This window comes from Micromonospora sp. NPDC051543 (genome assembly GCF_044454415.1).
Lineage (GTDB): Bacteria > Actinomycetota > Actinomycetes > Mycobacteriales > Micromonosporaceae > Micromonospora.
On sequence record NZ_JBITDT010000019.1, the window covers coordinates 56,806 to 82,752 of the forward strand.

21 protein-coding genes are annotated in these 25,947 nt (G+C 71.4%); 14 read left to right on the plus strand and 7 right to left on the minus strand.

Features of this window, described 5'->3' with window-relative positions; genetic code table 11:
- Positions 1 to 1,178 precede the first annotated feature (1,178 nt).
- On the plus strand, positions 1,179 to 2,267 hold the full coding sequence (locus ACIA3K_RS27450; protein ID WP_396804540.1) for a hypothetical protein: 1,089 nt from the start codon (positions 1,179 to 1,181) through the stop codon (positions 2,265 to 2,267).
- Positions 2,268 to 2,332: 65 nt separating this feature from the next.
- On the opposite strand, the gene ACIA3K_RS27455 is transcribed toward ACIA3K_RS27450, so the two are convergent.
- On the minus strand, positions 2,333 to 3,682 hold the full coding sequence (locus ACIA3K_RS27455) for a hypothetical protein (RefSeq protein WP_396804541.1): 1,350 nt from the start codon (positions 3,680 to 3,682) through the stop codon (positions 2,333 to 2,335).
- Positions 3,683 to 3,764: 82 nt separating this feature from the next.
- Here ACIA3K_RS27455 and murD point away from each other — a divergent pair, with 82 nt between their 5' ends.
- Complete coding sequence (murD, locus tag ACIA3K_RS27460) at positions 3,765 to 5,111, plus strand: UDP-N-acetylmuramoyl-L-alanine--D-glutamate ligase (protein WP_396804542.1); 1,347 nt, start codon at positions 3,765 to 3,767, stop codon at positions 5,109 to 5,111.
- 56 nt (positions 5,112 to 5,167) lie between these two features.
- Here the strand turns inward: murD and ACIA3K_RS27465 are convergent, their stop codons facing one another.
- Positions 5,168 to 6,106 (minus strand): hypothetical protein, encoded by a 939-nt coding sequence (locus tag ACIA3K_RS27465; RefSeq protein WP_396804543.1) that lies wholly within the window; start codon positions 6,104 to 6,106, stop codon positions 5,168 to 5,170.
- 72 nt (positions 6,107 to 6,178) lie between these two features.
- On the opposite strand from ACIA3K_RS27465, the gene ACIA3K_RS27470 reads away from it, so the two are divergent.
- The 4 genes from ACIA3K_RS27470 (at position 6,179) to ACIA3K_RS27485 (ending at position 10,732) form a co-directional block, all read left to right on the plus strand.
- A complete protein-coding gene (locus tag ACIA3K_RS27470) occupies positions 6,179 to 7,063 on the plus strand; it encodes a hypothetical protein (RefSeq protein ID WP_396804544.1) in 885 nt (294 codons plus the stop codon).
- On the plus strand, positions 7,060 to 7,776 hold the full coding sequence (locus ACIA3K_RS27475; protein WP_396804545.1) for a hypothetical protein: 717 nt from the start codon (positions 7,060 to 7,062) through the stop codon (positions 7,774 to 7,776). Before ACIA3K_RS27470 ends, ACIA3K_RS27475 begins: the two co-directional genes overlap by 4 nt.
- A 101-nt stretch (positions 7,777 to 7,877) precedes the next feature.
- Complete coding sequence (locus ACIA3K_RS27480; RefSeq protein WP_396804546.1) at positions 7,878 to 9,176, plus strand: aspartate aminotransferase family protein; 1,299 nt, start codon at positions 7,878 to 7,880, stop codon at positions 9,174 to 9,176.
- Positions 9,173 to 10,732 (plus strand): CoA-acylating methylmalonate-semialdehyde dehydrogenase, encoded by a 1,560-nt coding sequence (locus ACIA3K_RS27485; RefSeq protein ID WP_396804547.1) that lies wholly within the window; start codon positions 9,173 to 9,175, stop codon positions 10,730 to 10,732. Before ACIA3K_RS27480 ends, ACIA3K_RS27485 begins: the two co-directional genes overlap by 4 nt.
- Before the next feature lie 257 nt (positions 10,733 to 10,989).
- On the opposite strand, the gene ACIA3K_RS27490 is transcribed toward ACIA3K_RS27485, so the two are convergent.
- Positions 10,990 to 11,976, minus strand: a complete 987-nt coding sequence (locus tag ACIA3K_RS27490; protein ID WP_396804548.1) for an N-acetylglucosamine kinase — start codon at positions 11,974 to 11,976, stop codon at positions 10,990 to 10,992.
- Between the two features lie 205 nt (positions 11,977 to 12,181).
- Here ACIA3K_RS27490 and ACIA3K_RS27495 point away from each other — a divergent pair, with 205 nt between their 5' ends.
- Genes ACIA3K_RS27495 through ACIA3K_RS27515 form a run of 5 tightly spaced genes read left to right on the plus strand, consistent with a single transcriptional unit; the run spans position 12,182 to position 17,203 of the window.
- Complete coding sequence (locus ACIA3K_RS27495) at positions 12,182 to 13,135, plus strand: MurR/RpiR family transcriptional regulator (RefSeq protein WP_357128182.1); 954 nt, start codon at positions 12,182 to 12,184, stop codon at positions 13,133 to 13,135.
- A complete protein-coding gene (locus ACIA3K_RS27500; RefSeq protein ID WP_355052754.1) occupies positions 13,132 to 13,881 on the plus strand; it encodes an SIS domain-containing protein in 750 nt (249 codons plus the stop codon). Before ACIA3K_RS27495 ends, ACIA3K_RS27500 begins: the two co-directional genes overlap by 4 nt.
- Before the next feature lie 26 nt (positions 13,882 to 13,907).
- Positions 13,908 to 15,347: an N-acetylglucosamine/diacetylchitobiose ABC transporter substrate-binding protein gene (gene ngcE, locus ACIA3K_RS27505; RefSeq protein WP_355052755.1), complete on the plus strand. Its 1,440-nt coding sequence runs from the start codon at positions 13,908 to 13,910 to the stop codon at positions 15,345 to 15,347.
- Positions 15,348 to 15,365: 18 nt separating this feature from the next.
- Positions 15,366 to 16,274 (plus strand): carbohydrate ABC transporter permease, encoded by a 909-nt coding sequence (locus ACIA3K_RS27510; protein WP_396804549.1) that lies wholly within the window; start codon positions 15,366 to 15,368, stop codon positions 16,272 to 16,274.
- On the plus strand, positions 16,274 to 17,203 hold the full coding sequence (locus ACIA3K_RS27515) for a carbohydrate ABC transporter permease (protein ID WP_396804550.1): 930 nt from the start codon (positions 16,274 to 16,276) through the stop codon (positions 17,201 to 17,203). Before ACIA3K_RS27510 ends, ACIA3K_RS27515 begins: the two co-directional genes overlap by 1 nt.
- 6 nt (positions 17,204 to 17,209) lie before the next feature.
- Here the strand turns inward: ACIA3K_RS27515 and ACIA3K_RS27520 are convergent, their stop codons facing one another.
- Both ACIA3K_RS27520 and ACIA3K_RS27525 read right to left on the minus strand, forming a co-directional pair.
- On the minus strand, positions 17,210 to 18,901 hold the full coding sequence (locus ACIA3K_RS27520; protein ID WP_396804577.1) for an ABC transporter ATP-binding protein: 1,692 nt from the start codon (positions 18,899 to 18,901) through the stop codon (positions 17,210 to 17,212).
- 50 nt (positions 18,902 to 18,951) lie between these two features.
- Positions 18,952 to 20,676 carry an ABC transporter ATP-binding protein gene (locus ACIA3K_RS27525; RefSeq protein WP_396804578.1) on the minus strand — a complete coding sequence of 575 codons (1,725 nt, stop codon included), beginning with the start codon at positions 20,674 to 20,676 and terminating at the stop codon, positions 18,952 to 18,954.
- Positions 20,677 to 20,775: 99 nt separating this feature from the next.
- On the opposite strand from ACIA3K_RS27525, the gene ACIA3K_RS27530 reads away from it, so the two are divergent.
- Positions 20,776 to 22,485, plus strand: coding sequence for a bifunctional 3'-5' exonuclease/DNA polymerase (locus tag ACIA3K_RS27530; RefSeq protein WP_396804579.1), 1,710 nt, complete (start codon positions 20,776 to 20,778; stop codon positions 22,483 to 22,485).
- A 171-nt stretch (positions 22,486 to 22,656) separates the two neighbouring features.
- Positions 22,657 to 23,250, plus strand: coding sequence for an NTP transferase domain-containing protein (locus tag ACIA3K_RS27535; protein WP_396804580.1), 594 nt, complete (start codon positions 22,657 to 22,659; stop codon positions 23,248 to 23,250).
- An 11-nt stretch (positions 23,251 to 23,261) separates the two neighbouring features.
- Here the strand turns inward: ACIA3K_RS27535 and ACIA3K_RS27540 are convergent, their stop codons facing one another.
- On the minus strand, positions 23,262 to 23,624 hold the full coding sequence (locus tag ACIA3K_RS27540; protein ID WP_396804551.1) for a VOC family protein: 363 nt from the start codon (positions 23,622 to 23,624) through the stop codon (positions 23,262 to 23,264).
- 56 nt (positions 23,625 to 23,680) lie between these two features.
- Positions 23,681 to 24,733, minus strand: a complete 1,053-nt coding sequence (locus ACIA3K_RS27545; RefSeq protein ID WP_396804552.1) for a LacI family DNA-binding transcriptional regulator — start codon at positions 24,731 to 24,733, stop codon at positions 23,681 to 23,683.
- Positions 24,734 to 24,749: 16 nt separating this feature from the next.
- Here ACIA3K_RS27545 and ACIA3K_RS27550 point away from each other — a divergent pair, with 16 nt between their 5' ends.
- Positions 24,750 to 25,934, plus strand: a complete 1,185-nt coding sequence (locus ACIA3K_RS27550; RefSeq protein WP_396804553.1) for an MFS transporter — start codon at positions 24,750 to 24,752, stop codon at positions 25,932 to 25,934.
- Positions 25,935 to 25,947 lie beyond the last annotated feature (13 nt).

Here is a 25,947-nt window from a genome sequence, read left to right on the forward strand (position 1 = left end):
ATTTTTGGAGGGTTGCGGAGCGATCGGCGACGTGGCGAAGGCGGTCGCGCCCACTGGTCTTAAGTATAGTAGTGACGCTAGGTGGGAGGCGTTCGAGGAGATAGCACGGGCCTACTACGGAGATGGCCAGAAAAATCTGCTGACACTCCCCCCGGTATCGTACAGTAGGTGGGCCTCCAACGGAATTAAGGTAAACCTCGGACAAGACCTTTTCAAGTGGCGGCAGGATGGCGCGGATGTTCCGAAGAGCATGCCCCCGCGCCTGAAGGAATTTTTGGAGTATTGCGGAGCGATCGGCGCCCTGGCGAGAGTGATCGCGCCCGGAGTTGGGCGAAAGAAAAATGATAATAGGCGGGAGGTGGCGGCCTCCTTCTCTGAGGGTGCGGGTGTGGTGTCGGGGGATCATGGGGAGCGGGCTCATGGTGCGGTGGGATATTCGTCTGGTTATGGGAGGCAGCATGGGGGTGCTGGGCCGGAGTCGTTTCCGCAGGGGGTGATGGGGTCTGTGCAGCAGCCGGCCGGTGGGGAGTATTCCTACGGCGGTGATGCCGCAGCGACGGCACGGGGTTACCAGGACGGTGGGTATTCGGGTGGGTATGGGGGGCAGGTTCCTGACCGGGTCGGTACACCGCCTGGTTATGAGCGGCAGTACGCGGGCACGGAGTGGGAGTCGTTCAGGCCGATTGACGGGAGCGCCGCCCACCTGACCACCGGCGCCGGTGGCGCGGGTTCTGTTGGCGGCTACGTGGTGCCTGCGGGTCCTGCTCAGCAAGCGGCCGTCGGGGCGTATTCCTACGGTGGTCATGCCGTGACGGAGGATTACCGGAGCGCTGTGTATTCGGGCGATGGCGCGTATTTGTCCGGTTATGGGGGGCAGTACGCGGGCACCGGGGGGGAGTCGTACCAGCAATTCGACCCGAACGCCGCCCGCCTGACCACGGCCGCCGGCCCGGCCCCTACTGACCCCTACTACGACAACAGCGGCAACCCGCCACCCGCGGACTACTCCCGGTGGGCACCCGGCAACCCCACACCGCCGCGACGGTAACCCAGCCCATGGTGGTTGTGGGCGGCGACGTCTCGTACACCGGCCACACCTTTGAGTCACCGAGTCCCAACCGCTGAAAGAGCAGAGAGGGCGCCTCATGCCGCCGAGGAAGAAGACTGAAGAAGAGTGGGTGGCGTTCGAGGAGATAGCACGAAAATACTACGGGAACGGCGAAAAAAATCTGCTGACAGTGCCCCCGACGACGTACAGTAAGCGGGCCACTAACGGAGTTATGGTAGATCTCGGACTGGACCTTTATAATTGGCGGCGGGAGGGCAGGCATTTACCAGAGGGCATGCCCGAGAGCCTGAGGGAGTTCTTGGAGTATTGCGGAGCGATCGGGGACTTGGCGAAATCGGTGGCCCCCAGCAAGGTTAAGTCGAGTACTGACGCTAGATGGGTGGCGTTCGAAGAAATAGCACGAGACTACTACGGGAATGGCGAAAAAAATCTGCTGACAGTCCCGCCGAAGCTTTACCAGAAGCGGGCCAGCAACGGGATTATGGTACACCTAGGACAGAATCTTGCTGATTGGCGGCGGGAGGGCAAGAATGTTCCGAAGAGCATGCCCGAGGATCTGAAGGATTTTTTGGAGTACTGCGGAGCGATCGGCCCCCTGGCGAGAGCGATCACGCCCAAGCGGGGGCGAAAGAAGGGTGAGAAGAGGTCGAGGGCGTCGGCGCGGTTTTCTGAGGGTGCGGGTGTGGTGTCGGGGGATCGTGGGGAGCAGGCCTCCAGTGCGGTGGGGTATTCGGGTGGGTATGGGGGGCAGGTTCCTGACCGGGTCGGTACCCCGCCTGGTTATGAGCGGCAGTACGCGGGCACGGAGTGGGAGTCGTTCAGGCCGATTGACGGGAGCGCCGCTCACCTCACCATCGGTGCCGGTGGCGCGGGTTCTGTTGGCGGCTACGTGGTGCCTGCGGGTCCTGCTCAGCAAGCGGCCGTCGGGGCGTATTCCTACGGTGGTTATGCCGCGACGGAGGATTACCGGAGCGCTGTGTATTCGGGCGATGGCGCGTATTTGTCCGGTTATGGGGGGCAGTACGCGGGCACCGAGGGGGAGTCGTCGTACCAGCAATTCGACCCGAACGCCGCCCACATCACTACCAGCGTTGCTGGCCCGGCCCCTACTGGTCCCTACTACGACAACAGCGGCAACCCGCCACCCGCCGACTACTCCCAGCGGACACCCGGCAACCGCAGATCGCCGCGACCGTAGCCACGTCGGCTGCCGCGTCACCGTCCGGGGAAATCGCCTCCGGTGGCGCAGACTACCCGTGGCGGTCAGGCGAGGGAGGTCAGGGCTTTGGCGTAGGTGGGGGGGATGTGGTTGGGGCCGCCGGGGGTGAAGACGTCCGTGTGTGCCACGGCGGACCAGGCTGTTTCCGGGACGGCGTCGACCAGGGCCTTGATCGCCGGGGCGTCGCGCCACTGGTCCTGCTCGGCGAGCAGGCCGAGGGCCACGACCGACTCCTCGACCTCGCCCACGCACTCGAACGGCTTGTGCCCGTCCACGCCCAGCAGCTCCCGGTAGCCGGGAATCTGCTCCGGGTCGGCGAGCATGTCGCCGCCGAAGATGTGCGTGACCCGCTCCCGGGGCATGAACGGCGCCATGGCCAGGAAGACGAACCGGCACTTCGGGCAGTTCCGGCACCAGCGCTCGGACGCGTCCCGCAGCTTGAACGCCTGGTTGCAGCTCGTCACCACGTCGTCGTACCGGGTGAACTCGGCGAACAGTCGGGCGATGTGCAGCTCGGACAGCGACCGCAGCAGGGAGAAGTACGGCTCGGTGAGACCGGCGTGCTCCGCCAGCGCCCCCCGCAGCAGCCCCTCGGCCTCCACGCCCTTGGACCACTGGTGGTTGATCTCGTGACCGTTCCAGCTCAGGTTCGGGTCGGACGCCGAGCGCTCGTTGGACATCACCACCGGGCCCAGCCCGTGCAGGACGGCCGTCGCCACCGCGATCAGGGAGTTGATGGCGGTGACCGGGATGTGGCCGTTCAACGCCCCGCTGGCGTTGAGGTCGAACAGCACCGGGTCGATCCGCCGGCGGGCGGCGAGCGGCGTCAGCCCGGACGCCTCGTTCACCGCGACGATCACGTGGTTCGGGTTCACCGAGAACGGCACCGGGTCCAACTCGGCGCGGCGCAGCGCCTCCAAGCTCACGATCGAGTCCTTGCCGCCGCCGACCGCCGAGAGCGGGCGACGGTCCGAGTTGTCGTACACCCGGGCCGGCGTCACGTCACCGGCCGGCACCTCCGGACGCAGTTCCAGCACGTACGGCAGCTCGTTGCGGTACGCGTACTCGGCGAGGCCCTTGGTGTAGACGGCCGTGACGTAGTCGACGGTGGCCGCGCCCAGCGGCGCCGGCAGCACCAGTCGGGGCGGCGCGGCGGCCTTGTAGTAGCTGACCCCGGCGACGAGGTGCAGCACCTCCAGCACCCGGTTGAGGGTGGCCACCGTCTCGTCCGACGGCGGCTCCGCCGGCAGCGGGAGGGTGATCACCTCGGTGAACCGCTGCTCACCGGCCGGGCCGGTCAACGCGTAGTCGAACAAGACCTCGCCGGTGGCGAAGTCGATCGAGTAGGACGGGAAGGTGAAGGCGTCCATCCGCCGGAGCTGCTCGTTGGGCACACGCCATACTAGGCCCTGGTTCGTCCGGCCGTGTCCGGACCGGGCCCCGCAAGCTGCCGCCGTGACCCCCGAGGAGAGCCCCGTGCGCCTGTCTGACCTGCGCGGACGTACCGTCGCCGTCTGGGGCGCCGGTCGGGAGGGCCGGGCCGCTGTGACCGCCATCGCGGCGCACGGCCCCGCCGATCTGGTCGCCGTCGACGACAGCGCCAACTTCCTGTCGCTGCCGTGGGAAGGTCCGCTGGCCGAGGCGGCCCCCCTGGTGACCGGCGAGGCGGGCTTCGCCCGGCTGACCGCCGCCGACGTGGTGGTCCGCTCGCCCGGGGTGCCGCAGACCCACCCGTGGCTGGTCGAGCTGCGGCGACGTGGCGTCCCGGTGACCCAGGGCACCGCCCTGTGGATGGCCGACCACGCCGCCCGCACCGTCGGCGTCACCGGCAGCAAGGGCAAGAGCACCACCTCCAGCCTGATCAGCCACCTGCTCACCGCGATGGGCCGACCCAACGTCTTCGGCGGCAACATCGGGGTGCCCACGCTCGACCTGCCCGACGCCGAGCTGTACGTGTTGGAGCTGTCCAGCTACCAGTGCAGCGACCTCACCGACTCGCCCCGGGTCGCCGTGGTCACCGCGTTGTTCCCCGAGCACCTGGACGCGCACGGCGGCGAGCGGGAGTACTACCGCGACAAGCTCAACCTGCTCGCCCACGACCCGCAGACGATCGTGGTCAACGGCGGCGACCCGCGGCTCGCCGCCGAGCTGGGTGACCTGCCCGCGACCCGGGCCGGCCGGCCCGACACCACCCACGTCGCCACCGGCGCGGACGGTACGCCCTGGTTCCACCTCGGCGACCACCCGCTCTTCCCGCGTGCCGTGCTGCCTCTGGTGGGCCGGCACAACGAGGGCAACCTCTGCGTGGCGCTCGCCGTGCTCGACGCGCTCGGTGTCGACGTGGTGGCCGCCAAGGACCACCTCGCCGTCGCCGTCGCCGAGTTCCAGGGGCTGGCCCACCGGCTCACCGAGATCAGCGACCCGTCCGGGTTGACCTTCGTCGACGACACGCTGGCCACCAGCCCGTACGCGGCCATGCACGCCATCGACGCGTACGACGGGCGCCCCTTGACGGTGATCGTCGGCGGCAACGACCGGGGGCTGGACTACACCCCGTTGGCCGAGCACCTGGCCGAGCGCGAGCTGACCGTCATCGGCATCCCGGACAGCGGCGCGCGGATCGTCGAGGTGCTGGCGAACCTGCCGAAGGTGCGCACGGAACTGGTCGACGACCTGGTGGACGCGGTACGGCTGTCCCGGGAGGTCACCCCGGCCGGCGGGGTGGTGCTGCTGTCGCCGGCCGCCCCGAGCTACGGCCGGTTCCGCAACTTCGAGCACCGCTCCGAGGTCTTCGCCCAGGCCGTCCGCGACACCGCCGGCTGAGCACAGCGTGCCGCGACACCGCCGGCTGAGCAGCGCCCCCCGCAAACACCGCCGGCTCAGCCCAGGTTTTCGTGCAGGGCGCGCATCGAGCGGATCGCCGAGCGGATCTCCTGGAGGTAGCGGCCCGGCGTGAGGGTCTGCTCGGGCAGCGTCGCCGGGTCGGCCACCGCCGGATCCACCCCGATCGTCTCCAGGTGGCAGCCGTAGGGCAGGGCCAGGGTGCGCAGCGCGTCGCAGTGCTGGAACGGCACGTAGATGGGCGCGGTGACCGTCAACACCTCGTCGCCCGGTGCGAGCCGGACGTGTCCGGCCCAGAACCGCTGCGTGTCGGCGGTGTGCGCCCGCCGCCGGTCCGGTTCGCCCGACGGCGCGGCCAGCACCCGTACCGGTGGCAGTCCCGCCGGTCGGTAGGTCCGCGACGACCAGGAGTGGTGCGGGTGGCCGGCGTCCACGCCGGCCTGCTCCGCCGGCGCGGCCACCTCGAACACCCGCCGCACGGCGGTGTCCAGCACGTCCACCTCGGTCTCGTCGGCCGGAAGACCGGCGTCGGCGAGGGTGGCCCGTTCCCATTCGGACAGCGGTCGGAAGCTGCCCAGCACGGCCACCTCGCCGCGCACCGTCAGACCGGCGCGTAGCAGGTGCGCCGCGTACCCGACGCGCCGCACGCACGCGTGCGCCAGCCCGCCCAGCACGACCAGATGGGCGTACGCCGACCGGGCCGGCAATACCGGGTGGACGAGCCCGAGCGCGGCGGCCGCGTCGAGGACGAGCGTCGCGGTGGCCGGATCGAGGTCCGGCTCGCGCGCGTCGGGTCGTTCCCGCCCGCCCCGGAAGTCCCAGTGGCGGGCGGAGAAGTCGTCCAGGAACCGCAGCACCTCGGTGAGGTCGCCGACGGGCCAGTCACCGTCGAAGTGGCGTACCAGGCCGCGCAGCGCGGTGGAACACAACCAGGCCTCGATCCGCTCGGCCACCGTACCTGCCCGCGTCTCCTGCACCTGCCGGATGCTACCGGCCGGCTGTTGTGGCTGCTGTTTACGCTGGCCGCAGCGGCTGATGGGGGGACTTCGATGACCCGTGACGGTGCGCGCCCACGGCGCGGGGGCGGCGTCTCCGCGAGCGGCTTCCTCCGGCTGGTGGCGCACACCGACCCGGTGGCGCTGGTCGGCATCACGTTGTCGATCACCCTCAGCGTCCTGCTCGACCTCACCGGCGCGGCCTCGGGCGTGGAGTCGCTGCTGGCCGGCCTGATGGGCATCACCATCTCGCTGCTGGTGGACTCGCTGGCCCGCGCGGAGCGCCGGTTCCACCTGCGGACGCTGCTGGAGGGTCCACCGTGGCTCGCGCACACCGCCACGGAGGTGGTCGTCGCGATGCGGGAGGCGACGGAGCAGCACACCGGTACGCGGGTCGCGGTGGAGGCGCGGCGACGCTACGAGCAGTTCCGGCTGGAGGCCGAGCAGTTCGCGCAGGGGCGCATCATCCGGCGGGGCGACGAGGACGAGGACCTGCTCGGCGCGACCCGCGCCTGCGCACACCGGCTGGACGCGTTGACAAACGTGATGCCTCGGGCGAGCGGGGAGCTGAGCTGGTGGCGTAGCGAGATCGGCCGCCGCTACTGGGAGGCGAACGTCGAGGCTCTGCGGCGCGGCGTACGGATCACCCGGGTCTTCGTCTACGCCACGTTGACCGACGAACTGTCCGACCTGGTCGGTCGGCAACGTGCGGCCGGGGCCCGGGTGGGTCTGCTGCCCTTCGGCGCGGTGGGCCCGCACCTGCTCGTCAACCTGACGCTCTGGGACTCGTCGAGCTGCTGGGAGGCCCGGATGACCGCCCACGGCGAGATCGGCGAGAACCAGTTCTCCGTCAACCGCGCCGACGTCGAGCGACTGACCCGGGTGTTCGACGCCTGCGCGAGCGTGGCGACGTTCGAGGACCCGACGCCGACGCCATGACGTGGAGCGCCGTCCTGCTGGTGACGGCCGTGGTCGGGGCGGTGAGCGTGATCCGCTCGGTACGGCTCCGGGCGCTTGTCTACAGCCTTCCGTTGCCGATGACGCTGGCGCTGGTGACCACCGGGTACGACGTCGACGGCGCGCAGGTGCTCGGCGTGCTCGGGCTCAACTTTTTCTTCGTCACCGTGGCGGTCACCCACCGGAGGCTGCGCTGGCCCATCCTGCTCGCCGACGGCGCGGGGATCGGTGTCTACGTGGCGCTGAGCGCCGGCCTGGTGGCCGTCGACGTCCCGTTCGAGGCGGCCCTCGCCGGCACGCTCGTGCTCTGGGCGACGGCCATGCTGCTGCGACGTCGTCACGCCCGACCGGTCACCGCCGACGCTGACGGGCCAGCCGCAACAGGGCTTCCCGTACCGCTCAAGCTGGTGGTGATCTTCGTGGGGGCGGTCCTCACCGCGCTGCTCGGGGCCGTGTTGCGTCAAATGGTGGTGACGTTCCCGTACTCGGGGGTGCTGGTGGCCGTCGAGGCGCGACACCAGTTGTCCGAGTTCACCGGGCACTTCGCCCGCAACAGTCTCGCGCTTGTCGCTTTCCTCACCGCGTACCACTACGTCCAGCACGTCTCGACGGCCGCCGCGCTGGGGGCCGGCTGGGCGGCCTTCGCGGTGGTCGCCGCCGTCCTGCACCTGCCGCGGCGTCCACGCTCGGCGTGAGTGTCAGGTCGTACCCGCTCTGCGCTACACCCTGACAGTTGTCCGCGCCGGCCGCCGGTGGGAGCGTGCGGTATCCACGAACGCCGCTGAAGGGTGCCACGATGACCGACGACCTGCTGGCCCGGCACCGGGCCGTTCTCCCACCCTGGATGCCGCTGTACTACGCCGAGCCGATCGAGCTGGTCTCCGGCTCCGGCCGCCGGGTCACCGACGCACAGGGCCGCAGCTACCTGGACTTCTTCGGCGGCGTGCTGACCAACATGCTCGGGTACGACATCCCGGAGATCCGGGAGGCCGTCGAGCGGCAGCTCGCCACCGGCATCGTGCACACCTCGACGCTCTATCTGATCCGCCAGCAGGTCGAGCTGGCCGAGAAGATCGCCAAGCGCTCCGGTATCCCGGACGCCCGGGTGTTCTTCACCAACTCGGGCACCGAGGCGAACGAGGCGGCGCTGCTGGTCGCCACCAACTACCGCCGTTCGCACCAGGTCCTGGCCGTGCGCAACAGCTACCACGGCCGGTCGTACGCGGCGATGGGCGTCACCGGCAACCGCACCTGGTCGGCCAGCGCGCTCAACCCGTTGCAGGTGGCCTGGCTGCACTCCGGTGACCGGGTACGCGGCCTGCTGGCCCGGTTGAGCGCCGACGAGCGCATCGACGCGGCCGTGGAGGACCTGCGCGAGGTGCTGGCCACCCAGACGTCCGGCGACGTGGCCGCGTTGATCGCCGAGCCGATTCAGGGCGTGGGCGGGTTCGTGCACCCACCGGACGGGCTCTTCGCGGCCTGGAAGAAGGTCCTCGACGAGCACGGCATCCTGTTCATCGCCGACGAGGTGCAGACCGGCTGGGGGCGTACCGGGGAGCACTTCTGGGGTTACCAGGCCCACGGCGTGACCCCGGACCTGCTCACCTTCGCCAAGGGCATCGGCAACGGTTTCGCCCTGGCCGGGGTGGTCGGCCGGGCCGAGGTGCTCCAGGCGGTGCCGGGGATCAGCTTCTCCACCTTCGGCGGCAACCCGATCTCGACGGCGGCCGGCAACGCGGTGCTCGACTACCTGATCGCGCACGACCTCCAGGCGAACGCGGCCCGCGTCGGCGCGATCCTCGCCGACGGCCTGCGGTCCGCCGTGGGCGGCCTCGACTGCGTCGCCGAGGTACGAGGAAAGGGGCTCATGCTCGGCGTCGAGTTCGTCCGGCCGGGCAGCGGCGAGCCGGATCCGGCGTTGACCAACCGGGTCTTCGAGGCGTGCCGCGACGGCGGTCTGCTCACCGGAAAGGGCGGGCTCTACGGCAACGTGCTGCGGATGGGTCCACCGTTGACGCTCACCGAGGACGAGGCCCGCGAGGGCCTGGCGATCCTGGTCGACGCGATCCGCTCGTCGGCGGAGGTGACGGCATGAGCGCCGGCGGTTCGGGCGGCGTGAGCACCGGCGGCCTGGGCGGCGTGAGCACCGGCGGTTCGGGCGGCGTGAGCATCGGCCACTTCGTCGACGGCAAGCGGGTCGGCGGCACGTCCGAGCGGCGCGGCGACGTGTTCGATCCGGCCACGGGTCGTCGTACCGCCGAGGTCGAGCTGGCCTCGACCGCGGACGTGGACGTCGCGGTGCGGGCCGCCGCCCAGGCGGCCCGGAGCTGGCGCGACGCGTCGCTGGCCCGGCGGTCCGCCGTGCTGTTCGCGTTCCGGGAACTGGTGCACGCCCGCCGGGACCGGCTCGCCGAGGTGATCACCGCCGAGCACGGCAAGGTGCTCGCCGACGCCGCCGGCGAGGTGCAGCGCGGCCTGGAGGTCATCGAGTACGCGTGCGGAATGCCCTCGGCGCTGCGCGGCGCGTTCAGCGAGAACGTCTCCACCGAGGTCGACTCGTACACGATCCGGCAGCCGCTCGGCGTGGTGGCGGTGATCTCGCCGTTCAACTTCCCGGTGATGGTGCCGCTGTGGTTCGTGCCGGTAGCGGTGGCCTGCGGGAACGCGGTGGTGCTCAAGCCGAGCGAGAAGGACCCGAGCGCGGCGCTGCTACTCGCCGAGTGGTTCGCCGAAGCCGGCCTGCCCGACGGGGTGTTCAACGTGGTGAACGGCGACGCCGAGGCGGTCGACGCGCTGCTGGACCACCCCGAGGTGCGCGCGGTGTCGTTCGTCGGCTCCACCCCGATCGCCCGGCACGTCTACCAACGCGGCACCGCCGCCGGTAAGCGGGTGCAGGCGCTCGGTGGGGCGAAGAACCACATGGTGGTGCTCCCCGACGCCGACCTGGACCTGGCGGCGGACGCGGCGGTCAACGCCGGGTTCGGCTCGGCGGGGGAGCGGTGCATGGCCATCTCCGTGCTGGTGGCGGTGGAGCCGGTCGCGGACGCCCTCGTGGAGCGGATCGCCGCCCGGATGGCCGGGCTGCGCACCGGTGACGGCCGGCGGGGCTGCGACATGGGGCCGCTGGTCACCGCCGCGCACGCCGAGCGGGTGCGGTCCTACGTGGACGCGGGCGTGGCCGCCGGGGCGGTACCGGTCGTCGACGGGCGGAAGGTCACGCCGGACGGCGACCCGGACGGCTTCTGGCTCGGCCCGACCCTTTTTGATCGGGTGACCCCGGACCTGTCGATCTACACCGACGAGATCTTCGGGCCGGTGCTCAGCGTCGTGCGGGTGGGCTCGTACGACGAGGCCGTGGCACTTGTCAACGCCAGCCCGTACGGCAACGGCACGGCGATCTTCACCAACGACGGCGGGGCGGCCCGCCGCTACCAGCACGAGGTGGAGGTGGGCATGGTCGGCATCAACGTGCCCATCCCGGTGCCCATGGCGTACCACTCGTTCGGCGGCTGGAAGTCGTCCCTCTTCGGCGACCTGCACGCCCACGGCGAGGACGGGGTGCGGTTCTTCACCCGGAGCAAGGTGGTCACCAGCCGCTGGCTGGACCCGCGCCACGGTGGCGTCAACCTCGGCTTCCCCACCCAAACCTGACCGACAACGATCACCCGTCGCCCTGTCGCCCGCGTGCTCGTCAAGATCTGCACAACTTCCGGCCCCACGCCTTGATCGTGCTCGATCCTGGATGTAGTCCCCTCGCCGCGGCGGTAGGCCACTACATCCTGGTTCGAGCACGATCATGACGGCGGGGGCCCGGTGTTGGCGGGCCCGGGTGGCAGGGGTGCCGGGTGGCGGGGCGCCACACGGCGGGGGCCTGTCCCGCGTGGCGGGCTCGGTGGGCGCGCCAGGGGTCAGGGGGCGGGGAAGAGGAGGGTGTGCAGGGCTGCCGGGTCGGTGACCTCGGGGAGGTCGCGGGCGGCGAGCCAGGCGGCTGCGGCCGCGCCGTCGCCGGCGGTCCGCGGGGGGGCGGTCGGCCAGCGTCGACCGATCTCGGCGCGGACGGCGCTGGCGAGCGGGGTGTCCGCGATGAGCAGTCCACCGCCGAGCACGACCGGCGTCGTCGACTCCGCCGGGCGGATGCGGGTGACGCTCTCGGCCAGGTGGGCGGCGGCCTCGGCGATCAGGGCGGTGGCGACCGGTTCGCCGTCGGTTGCCGCGGTGACGACGAGTGGTGCCAGCCGGGCGAGGTCGATCGGCGGTCGCCGGGTGACCGCCTGGATCGTGGCGTCCACCGTGTCGCGGGGGCGGGGGGCCACGTCGGCGCTGCCCACGAGTTCGGTGAGGACGGCCGCGCCCAGCCTGCCCGGGGCGTTGCCGGTGTCGAGGTCGGCGAGGAGTCGGCGGACCGCTTCGCGGCCGAGCCAGAAGCCCGATCCGGCGTCGCCGAGCAGCCAGCCGTGCCCGTCGGCGACCCGGTCGAGCCGCAGGTCGACGACCTGGGCGGTGATCGCGCCGGTGCCGGCGATGAGGATCGTTCCGTCGGGCTCGGCGGTGCCGGAGGCGTAGGCGACGAGGGCGTCGCCGTGTACGGCGTACGGGCAGCGCAGCCCGGCGTCGTGCCAGGCGGAGTCGAAGGCGGCGCGTCCGGCGGGGTCGGCGAGCAGGCGGGGTGCGCCGGCCAGCCCGATGGTGCCGGCCGCCACCCGGGTCGGGTCGACGTCGGCGAGCGCGGCGCGCAGCGCGGTCAGCACCTCGGCGGCGGCCCGTTCGGCGCCGTGGCTGGTGGGGTTGCCACCGCCGGCCTTGCCGGTGCCGAGGCGTTCGCCGGCGAGGGTCAGGGCGGTCGCCCGGGTGGACGTACCCCCGACGTCGAGACCGACCACGACGGTGTCGGACATCGGCACGGGCCTCCTTGCGCTGCGCGGTCACGGGCCTGTTCATGCTGGTCGGCACGGCCGCGTGGGGCAACTCCGGAGGGACCGCGAGGCTTGTGCGCCAGGTAACAGTTTGAAAACTTCGCCCACAGTCTTGACACAGAGGGCCGTTCAGTAAGAACTTTTACCACTAACAGTTAACAGTCTTTTCGGAAAGGTGAGGCGTCCCATGGTTGATCACGAGGTGGACACCGCCGCGGGGACCGCGGTGGTCGACGCCCACGCGATCGACCGAAGGAGCGCGGCCTCCGACGGGGTGCTGGCCCGGGTGCGCAACGGGCTCGGCGAGCTGACCGGCGCGCTACGCCGGGTCGCGGAGCACGTGCTCAGCGACCCCGAGGCCGCGGCGCGCTCGACCATCGTGGAGCTGGCCGAGCGCAGCGGCACCTCGCCGGCCACCATCACCCGTTTCTGCCGGGCCATGGGCTTCGAGGGGTACGCCGACCTGCGCCTCGGCATCGCCGCCGAGACCGGCCGGGCCCGCTCGGCCGGCTGGACCGTCGACATCGGCCGCGAGATCCAGCCGAACGACCCTCTCGGTCGGGTCCTCGACCAGATCATGGCCGCCGACACCCGGGCCATGCACGACACCGCCGCTCTGCTCGACCTCGGCGAGGTGGAACGCGCCGCCGTGGCGATCGCCGGCGCCACCCGGGTGAACATCTTCGGGGCCAGCGGCAGCGCCCTGGTGGGCGAGGAGATGCAGTTCAGCCTGCACCGCATCGGGGTGGCCGCCTGGGCGTGGAGCGACGTGCACGAGGGGCTGGCCAGCGCCGCGCTGCTCGGCGTCGGCGACGTGGCGCTCGGCATCTCCCACACCGGCCAGACCCGGGAGACCATCGAGATGCTCGCCGAGGCGGGCAGCCGGGGCGCCACGACCCTGGCCCTGACCGGCTTCCCCCGCTCGCCGTTGGCCGAGCTGGCCGACATCGTGCTGCTCACGGCCAGCCAGGCGACCACCTTCCGGCCGGACGCGCTCTCCGCCCGCCACCCGCAACTGGTGGTGCTCGACCTGCTCTACATCGCCGTCGCACAGCGCACCCACGACCGCGCCCACGCGGCCTTCCGGCGTACCGCGCAGGCCGTCGACGGGCACAAGGCCGCCAAGGGGGTCCTCTCATGATCAGTGCACAGGGGTACGCGGACGCGGTCCGCCCGGTGCTCGACCGCCTGCTCGACTCGGAGGCCGACGGGATCACCCGGGCCGCCGACCTGATCACCGACAGCCTGCGCGCCGGCGGCGTGCTCCAGGCGTTCGGGGCCGGGCACTCCGAGGCGTTCGCCGCCGAGCTGGTCGCGCGTGCCGGCGGGCTGGTCCCCACGAACCGGCTCTCGGTACGGGACCTGGTGGTGCACGGCGACGCCCCACGCGACGTGCTCGCCGACCCGAAGCTGGAACGTGATCCCTCCATCGCCCACCAGATCTACGCGCTCGCGGCGCCCCAGCCGCGCGACGTGTTCGTGGTGGCGTCCCAGTCCGGCATCAACGGCTCGGTGGTCGAGCTGGCGGCGCTGGTCACCGAGCGCGGTCACCCGTTGATCGCGGTCACCTCGGTCGAGCACACCGCGCGGGTGGCGCCACGGCACCCGTCCGGTCAACGGCTCGCCGACCTCGCCGACGTCGTGCTGGACAACGGCGCGCCGTACGGTGACGCACTGCTGCCGCTCGAGGGCGGCGGCGCGGTCTGTGCGGTCTCCTCGGTCACCACGGCGCTGCTGGCGCAGTTGCTGACCGCTGAGGTCGTACGACGGTTCCACCAGGCCGGGGAGGTACCCCCTATCTACCTCTCCGCCAACGTCCCCGGTGGGGACGAGCACAACATCGCCCTCGAGTCGCGGTACGCCGGACGTCTCCGGCGTACGGCCTGACCCGAATTCCACAAGGAGAGACGACGATGTCGATTACCCCCGAGCACCCGGCCGCGCTCGACCGCCGCACGGTGCTGCGTCGCGCCGCCGCCGTGGGCATGCTCGCCACCCCGGCCATCGGCCTGCTCAGCGCCTGCGCGACGAGCAGCGGCGGTGACAAGGACAATGAGAAGGCCGCCGAAGGCACCAAGAGCGAGAAGAACCCGCTGGGCGTCAAGGAGGACGCTCCCATCGAGGTGATCATCTTCAACGGCGGTTACGGCGAGAAGTACGCGACCGACGTGCACGAGCCGCTGTACAAGAAGGCGTTCCCGAAGGCGGAGATCAAGCACCAGTCCACGCAGGCCGTCTCCACGGTGCTCCAGCCGCGGTTCGCGTCCGGCAACCCGCCGGAGTTCGTCAACAACTCGGGCGAGAAGCTGATCGACTTCGGCTCGCTGGTCGCCGACGGTCAGCTCCAGGACCTCACCGAGCTGTGGGACGCCCCGTCGGTCGACGACCCGGCCAAGAAGGTCCGCGACACCGTCGTGCCGGGCACCGTCGAGGCGGGCTCGTTCAACGGCAAGCCGTACGTCCTGTACTACGTCTCCACCGTCTTCGGCATCTGGTACTCGGCCAAGCTGTTCAAGGACAACGGCTGGGCCCCGGCGAAGACCTGGGACGACTTCATCAAGCTGCTCACCGCCATCAAGGCCAAGGGCATCACGCCGTACGGGTACGCGGGCGCGAACGCGGCCTACTACCAGTGGAACGTGATCCTCACCCAGGCCGCCAAGATCGGTGGCACGGACGTGCTGAAGAACATCGACAACCTGGAGGACGGCGCCTGGAAGCAGGACGCGGTCAAGCAGGCCGCCGCGGCGTGGGCCGAGGTTGGGGCGAAGTTCAGCGACAAGAGCTTCGAGGGACTCAAGCACACCGACGTGCAGCTGCGGCAGAACCAGTACAAGGTGGCCCTGTACCCCAGTGGTGACTGGCTGGAGGGCGAGCAGAAGCAGGACACCCCGGCCGGCTTCGACTACCAGCTCATGCCGGTGCCGAGCCTCACCGCGTCGGACAAGCTGCCGGCCACCGCGCTGCGGGCCACCGCGGGCGAGGGCTACTTCGTCTCGGCCAAGAGCAAGAACCCCAAGGGCGGTCTGGAGTACATGCGCCAGATGCTGTCCAAGGAGGGCGCGAAGGGCTTCACCGAGGTGGTCAAGGCCCCGACCGTGGTCACCGCCGGTTCGGAGGGCTTCGCCTTCCCGCCCGGTGTGGCCAGCTCGCAGGCCGCGCTCAAGGCGGCCGGCCAGGACGTGTTCAACCTGTACTTCGACGGCTGGTACAAGGAGCTCGACACGGAGGCGCGCAGCGCCACCAACGAGCTGATGTTCGGCCGGATCAACGCGGACGCCTTCGTGGAGCGGATCCAGAAGCGCGCCGACGCGATCAAGAAGGACAGCTCGGTCGCCAAGTTCAAGCGCTGATCGATCGGAGCTAGGGTCATGCGGCACGGCAAGTATCCCTTCGTGGTCGGGTTCCTGTTCCTCCCGGTCACGCTGTACGTGACATTCGTGATCTGGCCGTACGCGCAGGCGTTCCAGATCTCGATGACCAACTGGCGGGGGCTCTCCGCCCCGCAGTGGGTGGGCTTCGACAACTACCGGAGGCTGCTCGACGACGGGGCCTTCTGGAAGGCGGTCCAGCACCACGGCGTACTGCTGCTTGCCCTGCCGCTGATCACGATCGCCATCGCGCTGTTCTTCGCCTTCCTGCTCAACGTGGGTGGCAAGAGCAGCGGCGGTCAACGCCAGGGGGTCTGGGGGGCGAAGTTCTACCGGGTGGTGTTCTTCTTCCCCCAGGTCCTGGCGGTGGCGATCATCGCGGTGCTGTTCCAGATGGTCTACCGGCCGAACGAGTCGGGTCTGATCAACGGTGTGCTGATGAAGTTCGGCCTGGACCCGATCCTGTTCCTCGTCAAGCCGGGCCTGGCGCTCTGGTCGATCATCGGGGTGCTGGTCTGGCAGGCCGTCGGCTTCTACGTGGTGCTCTTCTCGGCCGGGATGGCCTCCATCCCGGGTGAGATCTACGAGGCCGCGGAGATGGACGGGGCGACGAAGGTGACGCTGTTCTTCCGGGTCACCCTGCCGCTGCTCTGGGACACGCTCCAGGTCGCGTGGGTCTACCTGGGCATCGCGGCGTTCGACGCGTTCGCCATCGTGGCCGTGCTCTCGGTGGACGGTGGTGGCCCGGACGGCGCCACCACCGTCCTGGCGATGGAGATCTACCGCAACGCGTTCGTCTACTCGAAGTACGGCTACGCCTCGGCGATGGGCGTGGCGCTGTTCTTCCTCACCCTCACGTTCGCGGCGCTGACGCTGCGGCTCACCAAGCGGGAAAGCGTGGAGTACTGATGAACCCGCAGTCGACGCTGCCGCCGACGCCGGCGGCGCTACCGCCGAAGACCGGCGATCCGTCCGCGACCGGCGGCCGGCGGGGCAAGAGCCCTCGTTCGGAGGTACGGCTCTTCGCCAGCCTCGGGCACATCGCGCTCGCCGTGTGGGCGGTGATCGTGATCGTCCCGATCCTGTGGACGTTCCTCGCCGCGTTCAAGAACACCAGCGAGATCTTCAGCAGCCCGTGGACCCTGCCGGCCGAGCTGCGCTGGGAGAACTTCGGCCGGGCGTGGACCAAGGCGAACGTCGGCCGGTACTTCCTCAACAGCGTCTTCGTGGTCGCGTGCAGCACCTTCGGCACCATGCTGCTCGGCTCGATGGCCGCGTACGTGCTGGCGCGCTACAAGTTCTGGGGCAACCGGGCGATCTACTACCTGTTCGTCTCGGGGCTGGCGTTCCCGGTGTTCCTGGCCCTGGTGCCGCTCTTCTTCGTGGTGAAGCAGCTCGGCATGCTGGACACCTATCAGGGCGTCATCCTGGTCTACATCGCCTACTCGCTGCCGTTCACGATCTTCTTCCTGGCCGCGTTCTTCAAGACGCTGCCGTCCTCGGTCGCCGAGGCGGGGATGATCGACGGCGCTGGGCACACCCGGCTGTTCTTCCAGGTCATGATGCCGATGGCGAAGCCGGGCCTGATCAGCGTGGCGATCTTCAACATCATCGGGCAGTGGGCGCAGTACCAGCTTCCGTTGGTGCTGCTCTCCAACGCCAAGGACAAGTGGGTGCTCACCCAGGGCATCGCCGACATCTCGGTCAACGCCGGCTACGAGGCCGACTGGTCCGGGCTGTTCGCCGCGCTGACCATCGCCATCCTCCCGATGATCATCGTGTACGCGGTGTTCCAGCGGCAGATCCAGGCGGGCCTCACCTCCGGCGCGGTCAAGTAACTCCGGTCACCGCGCGTCGGCGCGGGCGTGCCACGAGCGCCAGAGCGCCGCGTACGCCCCGCCGGCCGCCACGAGTTCGTCGTGGCTACCGATCTCGGTGATCCGGCCGTCCGCCAGGACGGCCACCCGGTCGGCGTCGTGCGCGGTGTTCAGCCGGTGCGCGATGGCGATGACCGTCCGCCCGACGAGCACCGCCGCGAGGGCCCGCTCGGTCCGCCGGGCGGTGCTCGGGTCGAGGGCCGCGGTCGCTTCGTCCAGGATCAGCGTGTGCGGGTCGGCGAGCACCAACCGGGCCAGCGCCACCTGCTGGGCCTCGGCCGCGCCGAGCTGCCGGGCGCCGTCGCCGAGCGCCGTGTCCAGACCGTCGGGCAGCGCGTCGAACCAGTCGGCGCCCACCGCGGCGAGCGCGGCGCGCATCTGGTCGTCGGTGGCGTCCGGGGCGGCGAACGCGAGGTTGTCGCGGACCGAGCCGATGAAGACGTGGTGCTCCTGGGTGACCAGGGCGATCCGCCGTCGTCGTTCGGCCGGGTCCAGGTCGGTGACCGGGCAACCGCCGATGCTGACCACACCCTGCCGGGGCGCGTCGATCCCGGCGAGCAGCCGGGCCAGCGTCGACTTGCCCGCGCCCGACGGGCCGACGATCGCCAACCGTTCGCCGGGCCGTACCTCCAGGTCGATGCCGTGCAGCACGTCGTGGCCGTCGGCGTACGAGAACCGTGCCTCGGCCACCACGAGCCGCTCGCCCCGCGACGTGGCCGTGCCGCCGGGTGACTCGGGCGGGACCAGCCCGACCCCGAGCACCCGGGCGTACGACGCGAACCCCCGTTGCGCCTGCTCGGTCCACTGCAACAACCGGTCCATCGGGTCGATGGCCTGTTGCAGGTAGAGCGCGGCGGCGACCACCGACCCGAGGGACACCAGGTCGGCGGAGAGCAGATAGCCGCCGACCAGCAGCACCAGGGCGATCGGCAGGGGATAGCTGGCCTCGACCACCGAGAAGAACACGGTACGCAGCGCGAGCGTCGCCCGGCGGGCCTGCCACACCCGGGCGACGCGGGCGGTGCCGTACCGGACGCGTTCGTCGGCCAGCCGCAGCGCCTCGACCGTGCGGGCGCCCTCGGCGGTCGTGGTCAACGCCTCGGTCAGCTCGGCCGCCTCCGCGCCCTCGGTGAGGTACGCGGAGCTGGCCCGCCGCAGGTACCACCGGGTCGCCGCCACGATCGACGGCAGACCGGCCAGCGCCGCGAGCCCGAGCAGGGGGTGCAGCAGGAACACCGCGCCGAACAGCAACGTCAACTGCACCGAGGCGATGACGATGGTGGGCGCCACGTCCCGGACCGTGGTGCCGACGGTCGCCACGTCCACCGAGCTGCGGGTCGCCAGGTCCCCGGCGCCGGCCCGCTCCACGACCGACACGGGCAGGGCGAGCGTCCGGTCGACGAACTGTTCGCGCAGCTCGGCGACGGCGCGTTCGCCGAAGCGGTGACCGGCGTACTGGGCGTACCGGGCGAGCAGCGCGCTCACCACGACGCAGCCGGCGATCGCCAGGGCCAGCCGGTCCACCGTCGCCACGCCCGCGCCGGCCGTGACCCGGTCGACGATGGTGCCCAGCAGCCACGGCGGGGCCAGCCCGGCGAGCGCGGCGGCGCTGTGCAGGGCCAGCACGACGCCGACCGCCCGACGATGTCTGCTGATCATGTCCCGCAGGGCGCGGCGTACGGTGCCGCGATCCGCGACCGGCAGGCGGCTCACTGGTACGCCTCCTCGGCATCGGAGCGCTGCTCGTCCTCGCTGCCCCGGGCCACCAGGTGCCGGTAACCGGGGACGTAGTCGAGCAGGCCGTCGTGGGTGCCGGTGGCGGTGATCCGGCCTTCGCTCAGGTACGCGACATCGTCGGCGCGGCCGAGCAGCAGCGGCGACGTGGCGAACACGACTGTGGTCAGCCCGGCCCGCGCGGTCCGTAGCCGCTCGGCGATCCGGGCCTCGGTGTGCGCGTCCACGGCCGAGGTGGGGTCGACGAGGATCAGCACCTCCGGCTCGGCGAGCAGCGCCCGGGCCAGCCGTACCCGCTGGCGTTGACCGCCGGACAGCGTCCGGGCCCGGGCGTCCAGCGGGGTGTCCAGCCCGGCCGGCAGGGCGTCGACGATGTCGTCGGCCGAGGCGGTCCGCAGGGCGGCGCGGATCTCCTCGTCGTCGGCCCCCGAACTCAGCACGTCGCGCAGGGTGCCGGCGAAGAGGTACGAGTCGTGGTCGGCGACCAGGATCCGGGCCCGGACCTCGTCCAGGGCGACCGCGGTCAGCGGCACGCCACCCCAGGTGACGTCGCTGGTGACGTACCGGCCGAGCCGGTCCGCCAGCGCCACGGCCTCCGCCGGGTCGTCGGCGGCCACCGCGGTCAGCCGGCCGGCGCGTACGGTGAGCCCGGTCGACGGGTCGTGCAGCTTGGCGGGGCCGGTCGGCGCGGGGACGGCGTGCGGGTCGCGGGCGCCGGGGACACCGGCCGGCCACCGGCGGCCCGGCCCACCGACGTCGTCCGGGGCGAGCCGGAGCAGACCGGCGATCCGTCGGGCGGCGACCCGACCCCGGATGAGCTGGTGGCTGCCCTCCAACAGGAACCAGACCGGCACGATGAGCGTCGCCACGTAGCCGTAGACGGCGACCAGCTCGCCGACCGTGACGTCACCGGTGACGGCCATCCGCGCGGTCAGCCACACCACCGCCGCCAGGAAGAGGCCGGGGATGGCGACCGTCGCCGCGTCGATCCAACTGATCACCGCTCCGACGCGGTAGCCCTCGGCGCGCAGGGCCTGCGATCGGGCCGCGTACCGGCGGGCGAAGAGGTCCCGCCCACCCACCCCGGCGAGCACCCGGAGCCCGGCCACGATGTCGCCGGACCGGGCGGTCAGCGCGCCCTGCTGCCCGCGGTAGACAGACTCGGCCCGTTCGAGCCGGCGCAGCAGCGGCCCGACGACGAGCCCGACCGCCGGCATGCCCACCAGCACACAGAGCGCCAGCACCGGGGAGATCGACCAGAGCACCACGGCGATGACCCCGTACGCGACGACCGCCCCGACCCCCGGCCCGGTCAGCGTCAGCACCTGCGCCGTCCACTCGATGTCGGACCCGCCGACGGTGGCCACCTCACCGGCGGCGGAGCGGCGTGGCAGCGCCGCGCCGACCCGGGACAGGTGACGCAGCAGCACCTCGGCGGAGCGGGCCTTGGCGTCCTCCCGGATGAAGGTCATCGTGCGGTGCCGCATGATGCCCAGGTACGACAGACCCACTCCCGCCACGACGATCGCCGCGACCCAGAGGATCAGGGCCCGGGAGTCGCGGCCACGCAGCCCGTCGTCGACGGCCCGGGCGATCAGGTAGGGCCGGACCGACAGCCCGACCATCCAGGCCGTGCCGATCAGGCTGCCACGCAGCACCCGCGCGGGCTGGCGACGGGCCAGCCACCACAGGTACCGCATCGGACCACGGGTGTCGGGGGTGCCAGGGTCGGGGTGCGGGATCTGGACGGGCACTCGGTAACGCTACCGAGCCGCAGGCCGACCCACCGACCCGTTTTCCTGTCGGAGGGGGAAGGCAGAATCACATTCGTGCTGGTGGCGGTGGTGGCAGATGAGCAGGGCGGGGGAGAGCTGCGACCGCTCGACGCCGCAGGCCGCCCCGCCGGCCCGACCGAGACCGTCACCGACCTCGCGTCCGCGGTGGCCGCCCGGGAGGCGGTCGCGCGTCCGCGCTGGGTCTGGGCGAGCGCGGGCACGATCTACCCGGCGCTGTTGCGGGCCGGGGTGCGGGTCGAGCGGTGCCACGACGTGGAGCTGACCGAGGCGTTGTTGCTCGGGCACGCCGGCCGGTGGGGCGAGCCCCGGGCGCTGGCCGCCGCCTGGGCCCGCCTGACCGGCGGGCCGGTGCCGGCCGACCCACCGCCGCGTGCCGCCGCGCCGCCCGGGCACGGCCAGGGCGCGCTCTTCGACGCGCTGCCGGGCCCGCCGGGCCCGGGCATCGAGGCACTGACCCAGGTGTACGCCGATCAGCTCGCCCGGGTCTTGAGGACCGAACACCCCGGCCGGTTCCGGCTGCTGGTGGCCGCCGAGTCGGCTGGCGCCCTGATCGCCGCCGAGATGGGTGCCGCCGGGCTGCCCTGGCGCGCCGACGTGCACGACGAGATCCTCGCCGAGCTGCTGGGGGAGCCGTCCCCGGTCGGCGGGCCGCCGCGCCGGTTGGCCGAGTTGGCGGCCCGGATCGCCGACGCGTTCGGCGTCCGGCGGCTGCACGCCGACTCTCCGGCCGAGTTGCTCCGGGCGTTCGCCCGGGCCGGCGTGGAGCTGCCCAACACCCGGGCCTGGGTGCTGCGCGGCGTGGACCATCCGGCGGTGCCGTTGGTCCTGGAATACAAGGAGCTGTACCGGATCTGGACGGCGCACGGCTGGTCCTGGCGTGAGCAGTGGGTGCGCGACGGTCGGTTCCAGCCGGAGTACGTGCCGGGCGGGGTCGTCTCCGGCCGCTGGGCGACCCGTGGCGGTGGCGCGTTGCAGATCCCCAAGGTGATCCGGCGGGCGGTGGTGGCCGACCCGGGCTGGCGGCTGGTGGTGGCCGACGCCGGCCAGTTGGAGCCCCGCGTCCTGGCCGCGGTCTCCGGGGACGCGCGGTTGGCGGCGGCGGGTGGGGCCGGTGACCTCTATGCCGCGCTGGCGCGGGAGTCGTTCGGCGGTGACCGTCCCAAGGCCAAGGTGGCGTTGCTGGGCGCCATGTACGGGCAGACCGGCGGGGCGGCGGTGCCCGCGTTGGCGGTGCTGAGACACAGCTATCCGACGGCGTTCGGCTACGTGGAGGCGGCGGCGCGTACCGGCGAGGCGGGCGGCCTCGTCCGGTCCTGGTTGGGTCGGACATGCCCGCCGGGTGGGGTGGGGCCCGCCGACCCGGACGAGGGGCCGATCGACCCGGACGCCGCCGCTGACCGGCAGAGCCCGCACGCGCGTGCCGCGCGGTCCCGGGGACGGTTCACCCGCAACTTCGTCATTCAGGCCACCGCCGCGGAGTGGGCCTCCACGCTGCTGGCCACCCTGCGCGCCGAGTTGGCCGGCACCGACGCCGAGATGGTCTTCTTCCAGCACGACGAGGTGGTGGCGCACTGTCCCGCCGAGCAGGCCGAGACGGTGGCGGCGGCGGTGAGCCGGGCGGGCGAGCGGGCCACCGCGCTGCTGTTCGGCGAGACTCCGGTGCGATTCCCGCTCGACCTGTCCATAGTCGACTGCTACGCCGACGCCACCTGACCGGCCTGGCCGCCGGGTTCGCTAGCAGTCCGTTGCGTAACGGTTGCACTATTTTCCCTTTTCGCCCCGCCACCCGTGCGCGGCTCTCCTCGTTGCAGTGTCCGTAGGAGGGGCCGGCCGGTCACGGTCGGTCCCGTGTTTGAGGGGGCCCAGCTGAACCGGATCGCAGGAATGATCATCGCCGCAGGTGGTGGACGCCGTATCGGCGGTCCCGAGGCGCTGCTGCACCAGGGCGAGAAGCCACTGGTCAACCAGATGATCGACACGATGACCGAGGCGGGCTGCGAGCAGATCGTGATCGTGCTGGGCGCCGCAGCCGACCAGGTCCGGGAGACCGCCGACCTGGCCAGGGCCACCGTCGTGGTCAACAAGGCGTGGGGCACCGGCGTCGGCTCGTCCATCCGCGCCGGCCTGGCCGCGATGGACGACGCGGGCATCGAGGCGGTGGTGGTGGTGCCGGTCGACATGCCGGGCCTGACCGCGGTGGCCGTACGCCGGGTGGCCGCGCTGCCGTACCCGGACGTGCTGGTCTGCGCCACCTACGACGGGCTGCGCGGCTACCCGATGCTGTTCGGCCGCCGACACTGGTCCGGCATCGCCACCCTGGCCAGCGCCGACGTGGGCGCGCGGCCGTACCTGCTGGCGCACAAGGACCAGATCGTCGACATCGCCTGCGACTCGGTGGCCGACGGCAGCCGGGTCGACAGCCCGGAGTTGATGGAGCTCTACGGCCTCACCGTCCCGCCGCAGCGGGTCGGGGTGTAGGTGACCGGGCATCACACCTGGTAGTGCTGCACGACGCAGAACTCGTTGTCCTCCGGGTCGGTCATGACGAGGACAGCGCCCTCCTGGTAGTCATGCCGTTCACCCGTCCACCGCCCGCCCAACGTGCCGATCCGATCGACCGCTTCCGCAACGTCGGTAACGGCGATGTCGAGGTGTAGTCGCGTCTTGCCGGCCTTGGGCTCCGGGACCGGCTGGAAGGTCAGCACCGGGCCGCCCCCGGCGACGGTGACGCGCCGCCAGCCGGGGAGAGACTCCGTCACTCGTCCTCCAAGCACCTCGGACCAGAAGTCGGCCAGTCGCTGCGGATCCCGGCAGTCGACCGTGACGCCGGCAAGTCGGCCCAGTGTCTCCACGACACCGACCATAGCGACGATGTGCACCCCGCTCCCACCGGGCGCGGGCGGGAACGTCAACGTGTGGTGGCGCGAGTAACGATGTGCCACTGATGCTGCGGCGAAGCATCGGTGGGACGCCCGAGTGCCACGCGTGCGCAGTGGGCCCCCTGGTCGCGCAGGGACTGGGCCAGGGTGGTCAGTCCGGCCCCCTCGGCCGCGTCCGAATCGTCCCAGCCGGTCAGGGTCAGGTCGTCGGGTAGGCGTAGGCCGGCTCGTGCGGCCGCGCGCAGGGCCCCGAGGGCCAGCTCGTCACTCATCGCGGCGATGGCGTCCGGTGGCTCGGCGCCCTGTAGCAGCTCAAGCGCGAAGGTCTCCCCTTCGGTGCTGTGATTGACCGGGCAGCTGGCCAGCCTCAGTCGCTCGGCCGGGTGACCCGCCTGTGTCCAGGCGTCAAGGAATCCCTCCCAGCGGTGGCGGGTGACCGGGTACTTCATCTCGACGAGGTCGCCGCCGCTGAGTAGGTGGCGGGTGCGCCTGCGGTCCAACGGGAAGCCGAGCACGAGCGGGCGGCGGGCTTCGGCGAAGGCGGTCTGCCCGATCCCGGCGGCGGCGGCCCGGTCGTCGATGCCGATCACCGGCATTCCCCGTCCACGCGGGCCGGCGTGCACCACCGCGGGCAGTCCGGTGTGGGCGACGGCGTCCAGGACCGGATCGTCGTCGCTGGTGGTCCAGACGACGAAGCCGTCCACGGCTGCCTGCGTGACGCGCTCGGCGTCGGTGGATGCCCCGGTGATCGGGACAAGGGTGAGCCCGACGCCTTCGGCCGCGCACACGTCGGAGACCCCCGCGAGGAAGCGTGCTGCCTGCGGATCGTCGAACGCGTAGCTCAACCGTTCGCCGAGTACGACGCCGAGCGTGCCGACCCGCCCACGACGCAGACCGCGGGCGGCCGGGTGTGGACCGGGGTAGCCCAGCTCCTGCGCCGCTGCGCGTACCTTCGCCGCAGCCTCGGCGGAAACCCTTGCCGGCTGGGAGTAGGTGTAGGAGACCGTCATCGGCGAGACGCCGGCGGCGCTCGCCACCTGCCGCAGTGTCGGCCGTTTGGGCTTGTCCGCTGGGCGGCTCATGGCACACACTCTATCTGTGTATCGATACACAAACGGGCAGTTGACCACGACCGACGTGTTCGTACGCGACTCGCCGACCCTGCTCTCGTACGCACTCCTGGGTTGCTGGACGTTCTGGCTGTACGCCTTCGGGCCGGCGCTGACCCTCCTACGCGAAGAATGGGGACTCTCCTACACACTGCTCGGCGTCTACGAACTGTTCCTGGCGGCGGGCGCGGCCCTCGCCGCAGTCGGGTTCGTGTGGGCGGCCCGCCGGCTCGCGAGGGTTGTGCTGTTGTGGTGCTCGGCCCTCGCCACGGCTGTCGGCGCGGGTCTGTTCACACTCCGCGCGGGCGTACCGGTCACCCTGCTCGGCGCCGTGCTGCTCGGTCTGGCCGGAACCACGATGCTCACCGTCGTGCAGGCGGTTCTGTCCGACCGACACGGTGATCGACGGGACCGGGCATTGACTGAGGCCAACGTCGGGGCGGGCGCGTCGGCCGTGTTCGCTCCAGTGGTCCTCGGCCTGCTGGCAGCCAGCGTGCTGGGCTGGCGGGCCACGTTCGCGTTGCCCGCCGTCGTCCTCCTGGTGCTGTACCTGCGCTACCGCAGCCACCCGCTCCCGGCGGTGCCACGGCCCGCCGCCCCGACGGGAGCCGGAGGCCTGCCGCTGGCCTGCTGGCTGTTCGCCGTACTGACCGCGACCAGTTCGGCGATCGAGTTCTGTCTGGTGTACTTCGGCCCCCAGATGCTCATCCGCGCCGGCCTGTCCGCTGCCGCCGCCAGCACCGCGCTGAGCAGCAACTATTTCGGCATCCTGATCGGGCGTCTGCTGGGCGCGCGGCTCACCCGCCGGCCCGGCCGCAGCGTCACGCTGCTGTACGCCTCATTGGCGGTCACCGGCCCCAGCTTCGTGCTGTTCTGGTTGACCGAACAGCCGGTTCTTGCCATCTTCGGGCTGTTCGTGTGCGGGGTGGGCATCGCGAACCTCTATCCGCTCTCGCTCGCGCTCACCCTCGGCGCGGCCGGCGGACACGAGGACCGGGCCAACGCCCGCTCGCAACTGCTCCTCGGCGTGGTCGGCGGCATCGCCCCGTTCCTGCTCGGCAGCCTGGCGGACCAGTACGGGCTGGTCACCGCCTTCGCCATCGAGCCGGTCCTGATCGGCGTCTGCCTTCTCATGCTGTGCGGCGGGCTTCGTGCCCGCCGCACCAACGCCTGAGCCGAACGCCGTA

What these genes read in the sequence shown, in the direction of transcription:
- ACIA3K_RS27470 (WP_396804544.1), top strand. Translation starts at nt 6,179, where the DNA reads ATGACCCGTGACGGTGCGCGCCCACGGCGCGGGGGCGGCGTCTCCGCG.
- ACIA3K_RS27475 (WP_396804545.1), top strand. Translation starts at nt 7,060, where the DNA reads ATGACGTGGAGCGCCGTCCTGCTGGTGACGGCCGTGGTCGGGGCGGTG.
- ACIA3K_RS27480 (WP_396804546.1), top strand. Translation starts at nt 7,878, where the DNA reads ATGACCGACGACCTGCTGGCCCGGCACCGGGCCGTTCTCCCACCCTGG.
- ACIA3K_RS27485 (WP_396804547.1), top strand. Translation starts at nt 9,173, where the DNA reads ATGAGCGCCGGCGGTTCGGGCGGCGTGAGCACCGGCGGCCTGGGCGGC.
- ACIA3K_RS27490 (WP_396804548.1), bottom strand. Translation starts at nt 11,976, where the DNA reads ATGTCCGACACCGTCGTGGTCGGTCTCGACGTCGGGGGTACGTCCACC.
- ACIA3K_RS27495 (WP_357128182.1), top strand. Translation starts at nt 12,182, where the DNA reads ATGGTTGATCACGAGGTGGACACCGCCGCGGGGACCGCGGTGGTCGAC.
- ACIA3K_RS27500 (WP_355052754.1), top strand. Translation starts at nt 13,132, where the DNA reads ATGATCAGTGCACAGGGGTACGCGGACGCGGTCCGCCCGGTGCTCGAC.
- ngcE (WP_355052755.1), top strand. Translation starts at nt 13,908, where the DNA reads ATGTCGATTACCCCCGAGCACCCGGCCGCGCTCGACCGCCGCACGGTG.
- ACIA3K_RS27510 (WP_396804549.1), top strand. Translation starts at nt 15,366, where the DNA reads ATGCGGCACGGCAAGTATCCCTTCGTGGTCGGGTTCCTGTTCCTCCCG.
- ACIA3K_RS27515 (WP_396804550.1), top strand. Translation starts at nt 16,274, where the DNA reads ATGAACCCGCAGTCGACGCTGCCGCCGACGCCGGCGGCGCTACCGCCG.
- ACIA3K_RS27520 (WP_396804577.1), bottom strand. Translation starts at nt 18,901, where the DNA reads ATGATCAGCAGACATCGTCGGGCGGTCGGCGTCGTGCTGGCCCTGCAC.
- ACIA3K_RS27525 (WP_396804578.1), bottom strand. Translation starts at nt 20,676, where the DNA reads ATGCGGTACCTGTGGTGGCTGGCCCGTCGCCAGCCCGCGCGGGTGCTG.
- ACIA3K_RS27535 (WP_396804580.1), top strand. Translation starts at nt 22,657, where the DNA reads ATGATCATCGCCGCAGGTGGTGGACGCCGTATCGGCGGTCCCGAGGCG.
- ACIA3K_RS27545 (WP_396804552.1), bottom strand. Translation starts at nt 24,733, where the DNA reads ATGAGCCGCCCAGCGGACAAGCCCAAACGGCCGACACTGCGGCAGGTG.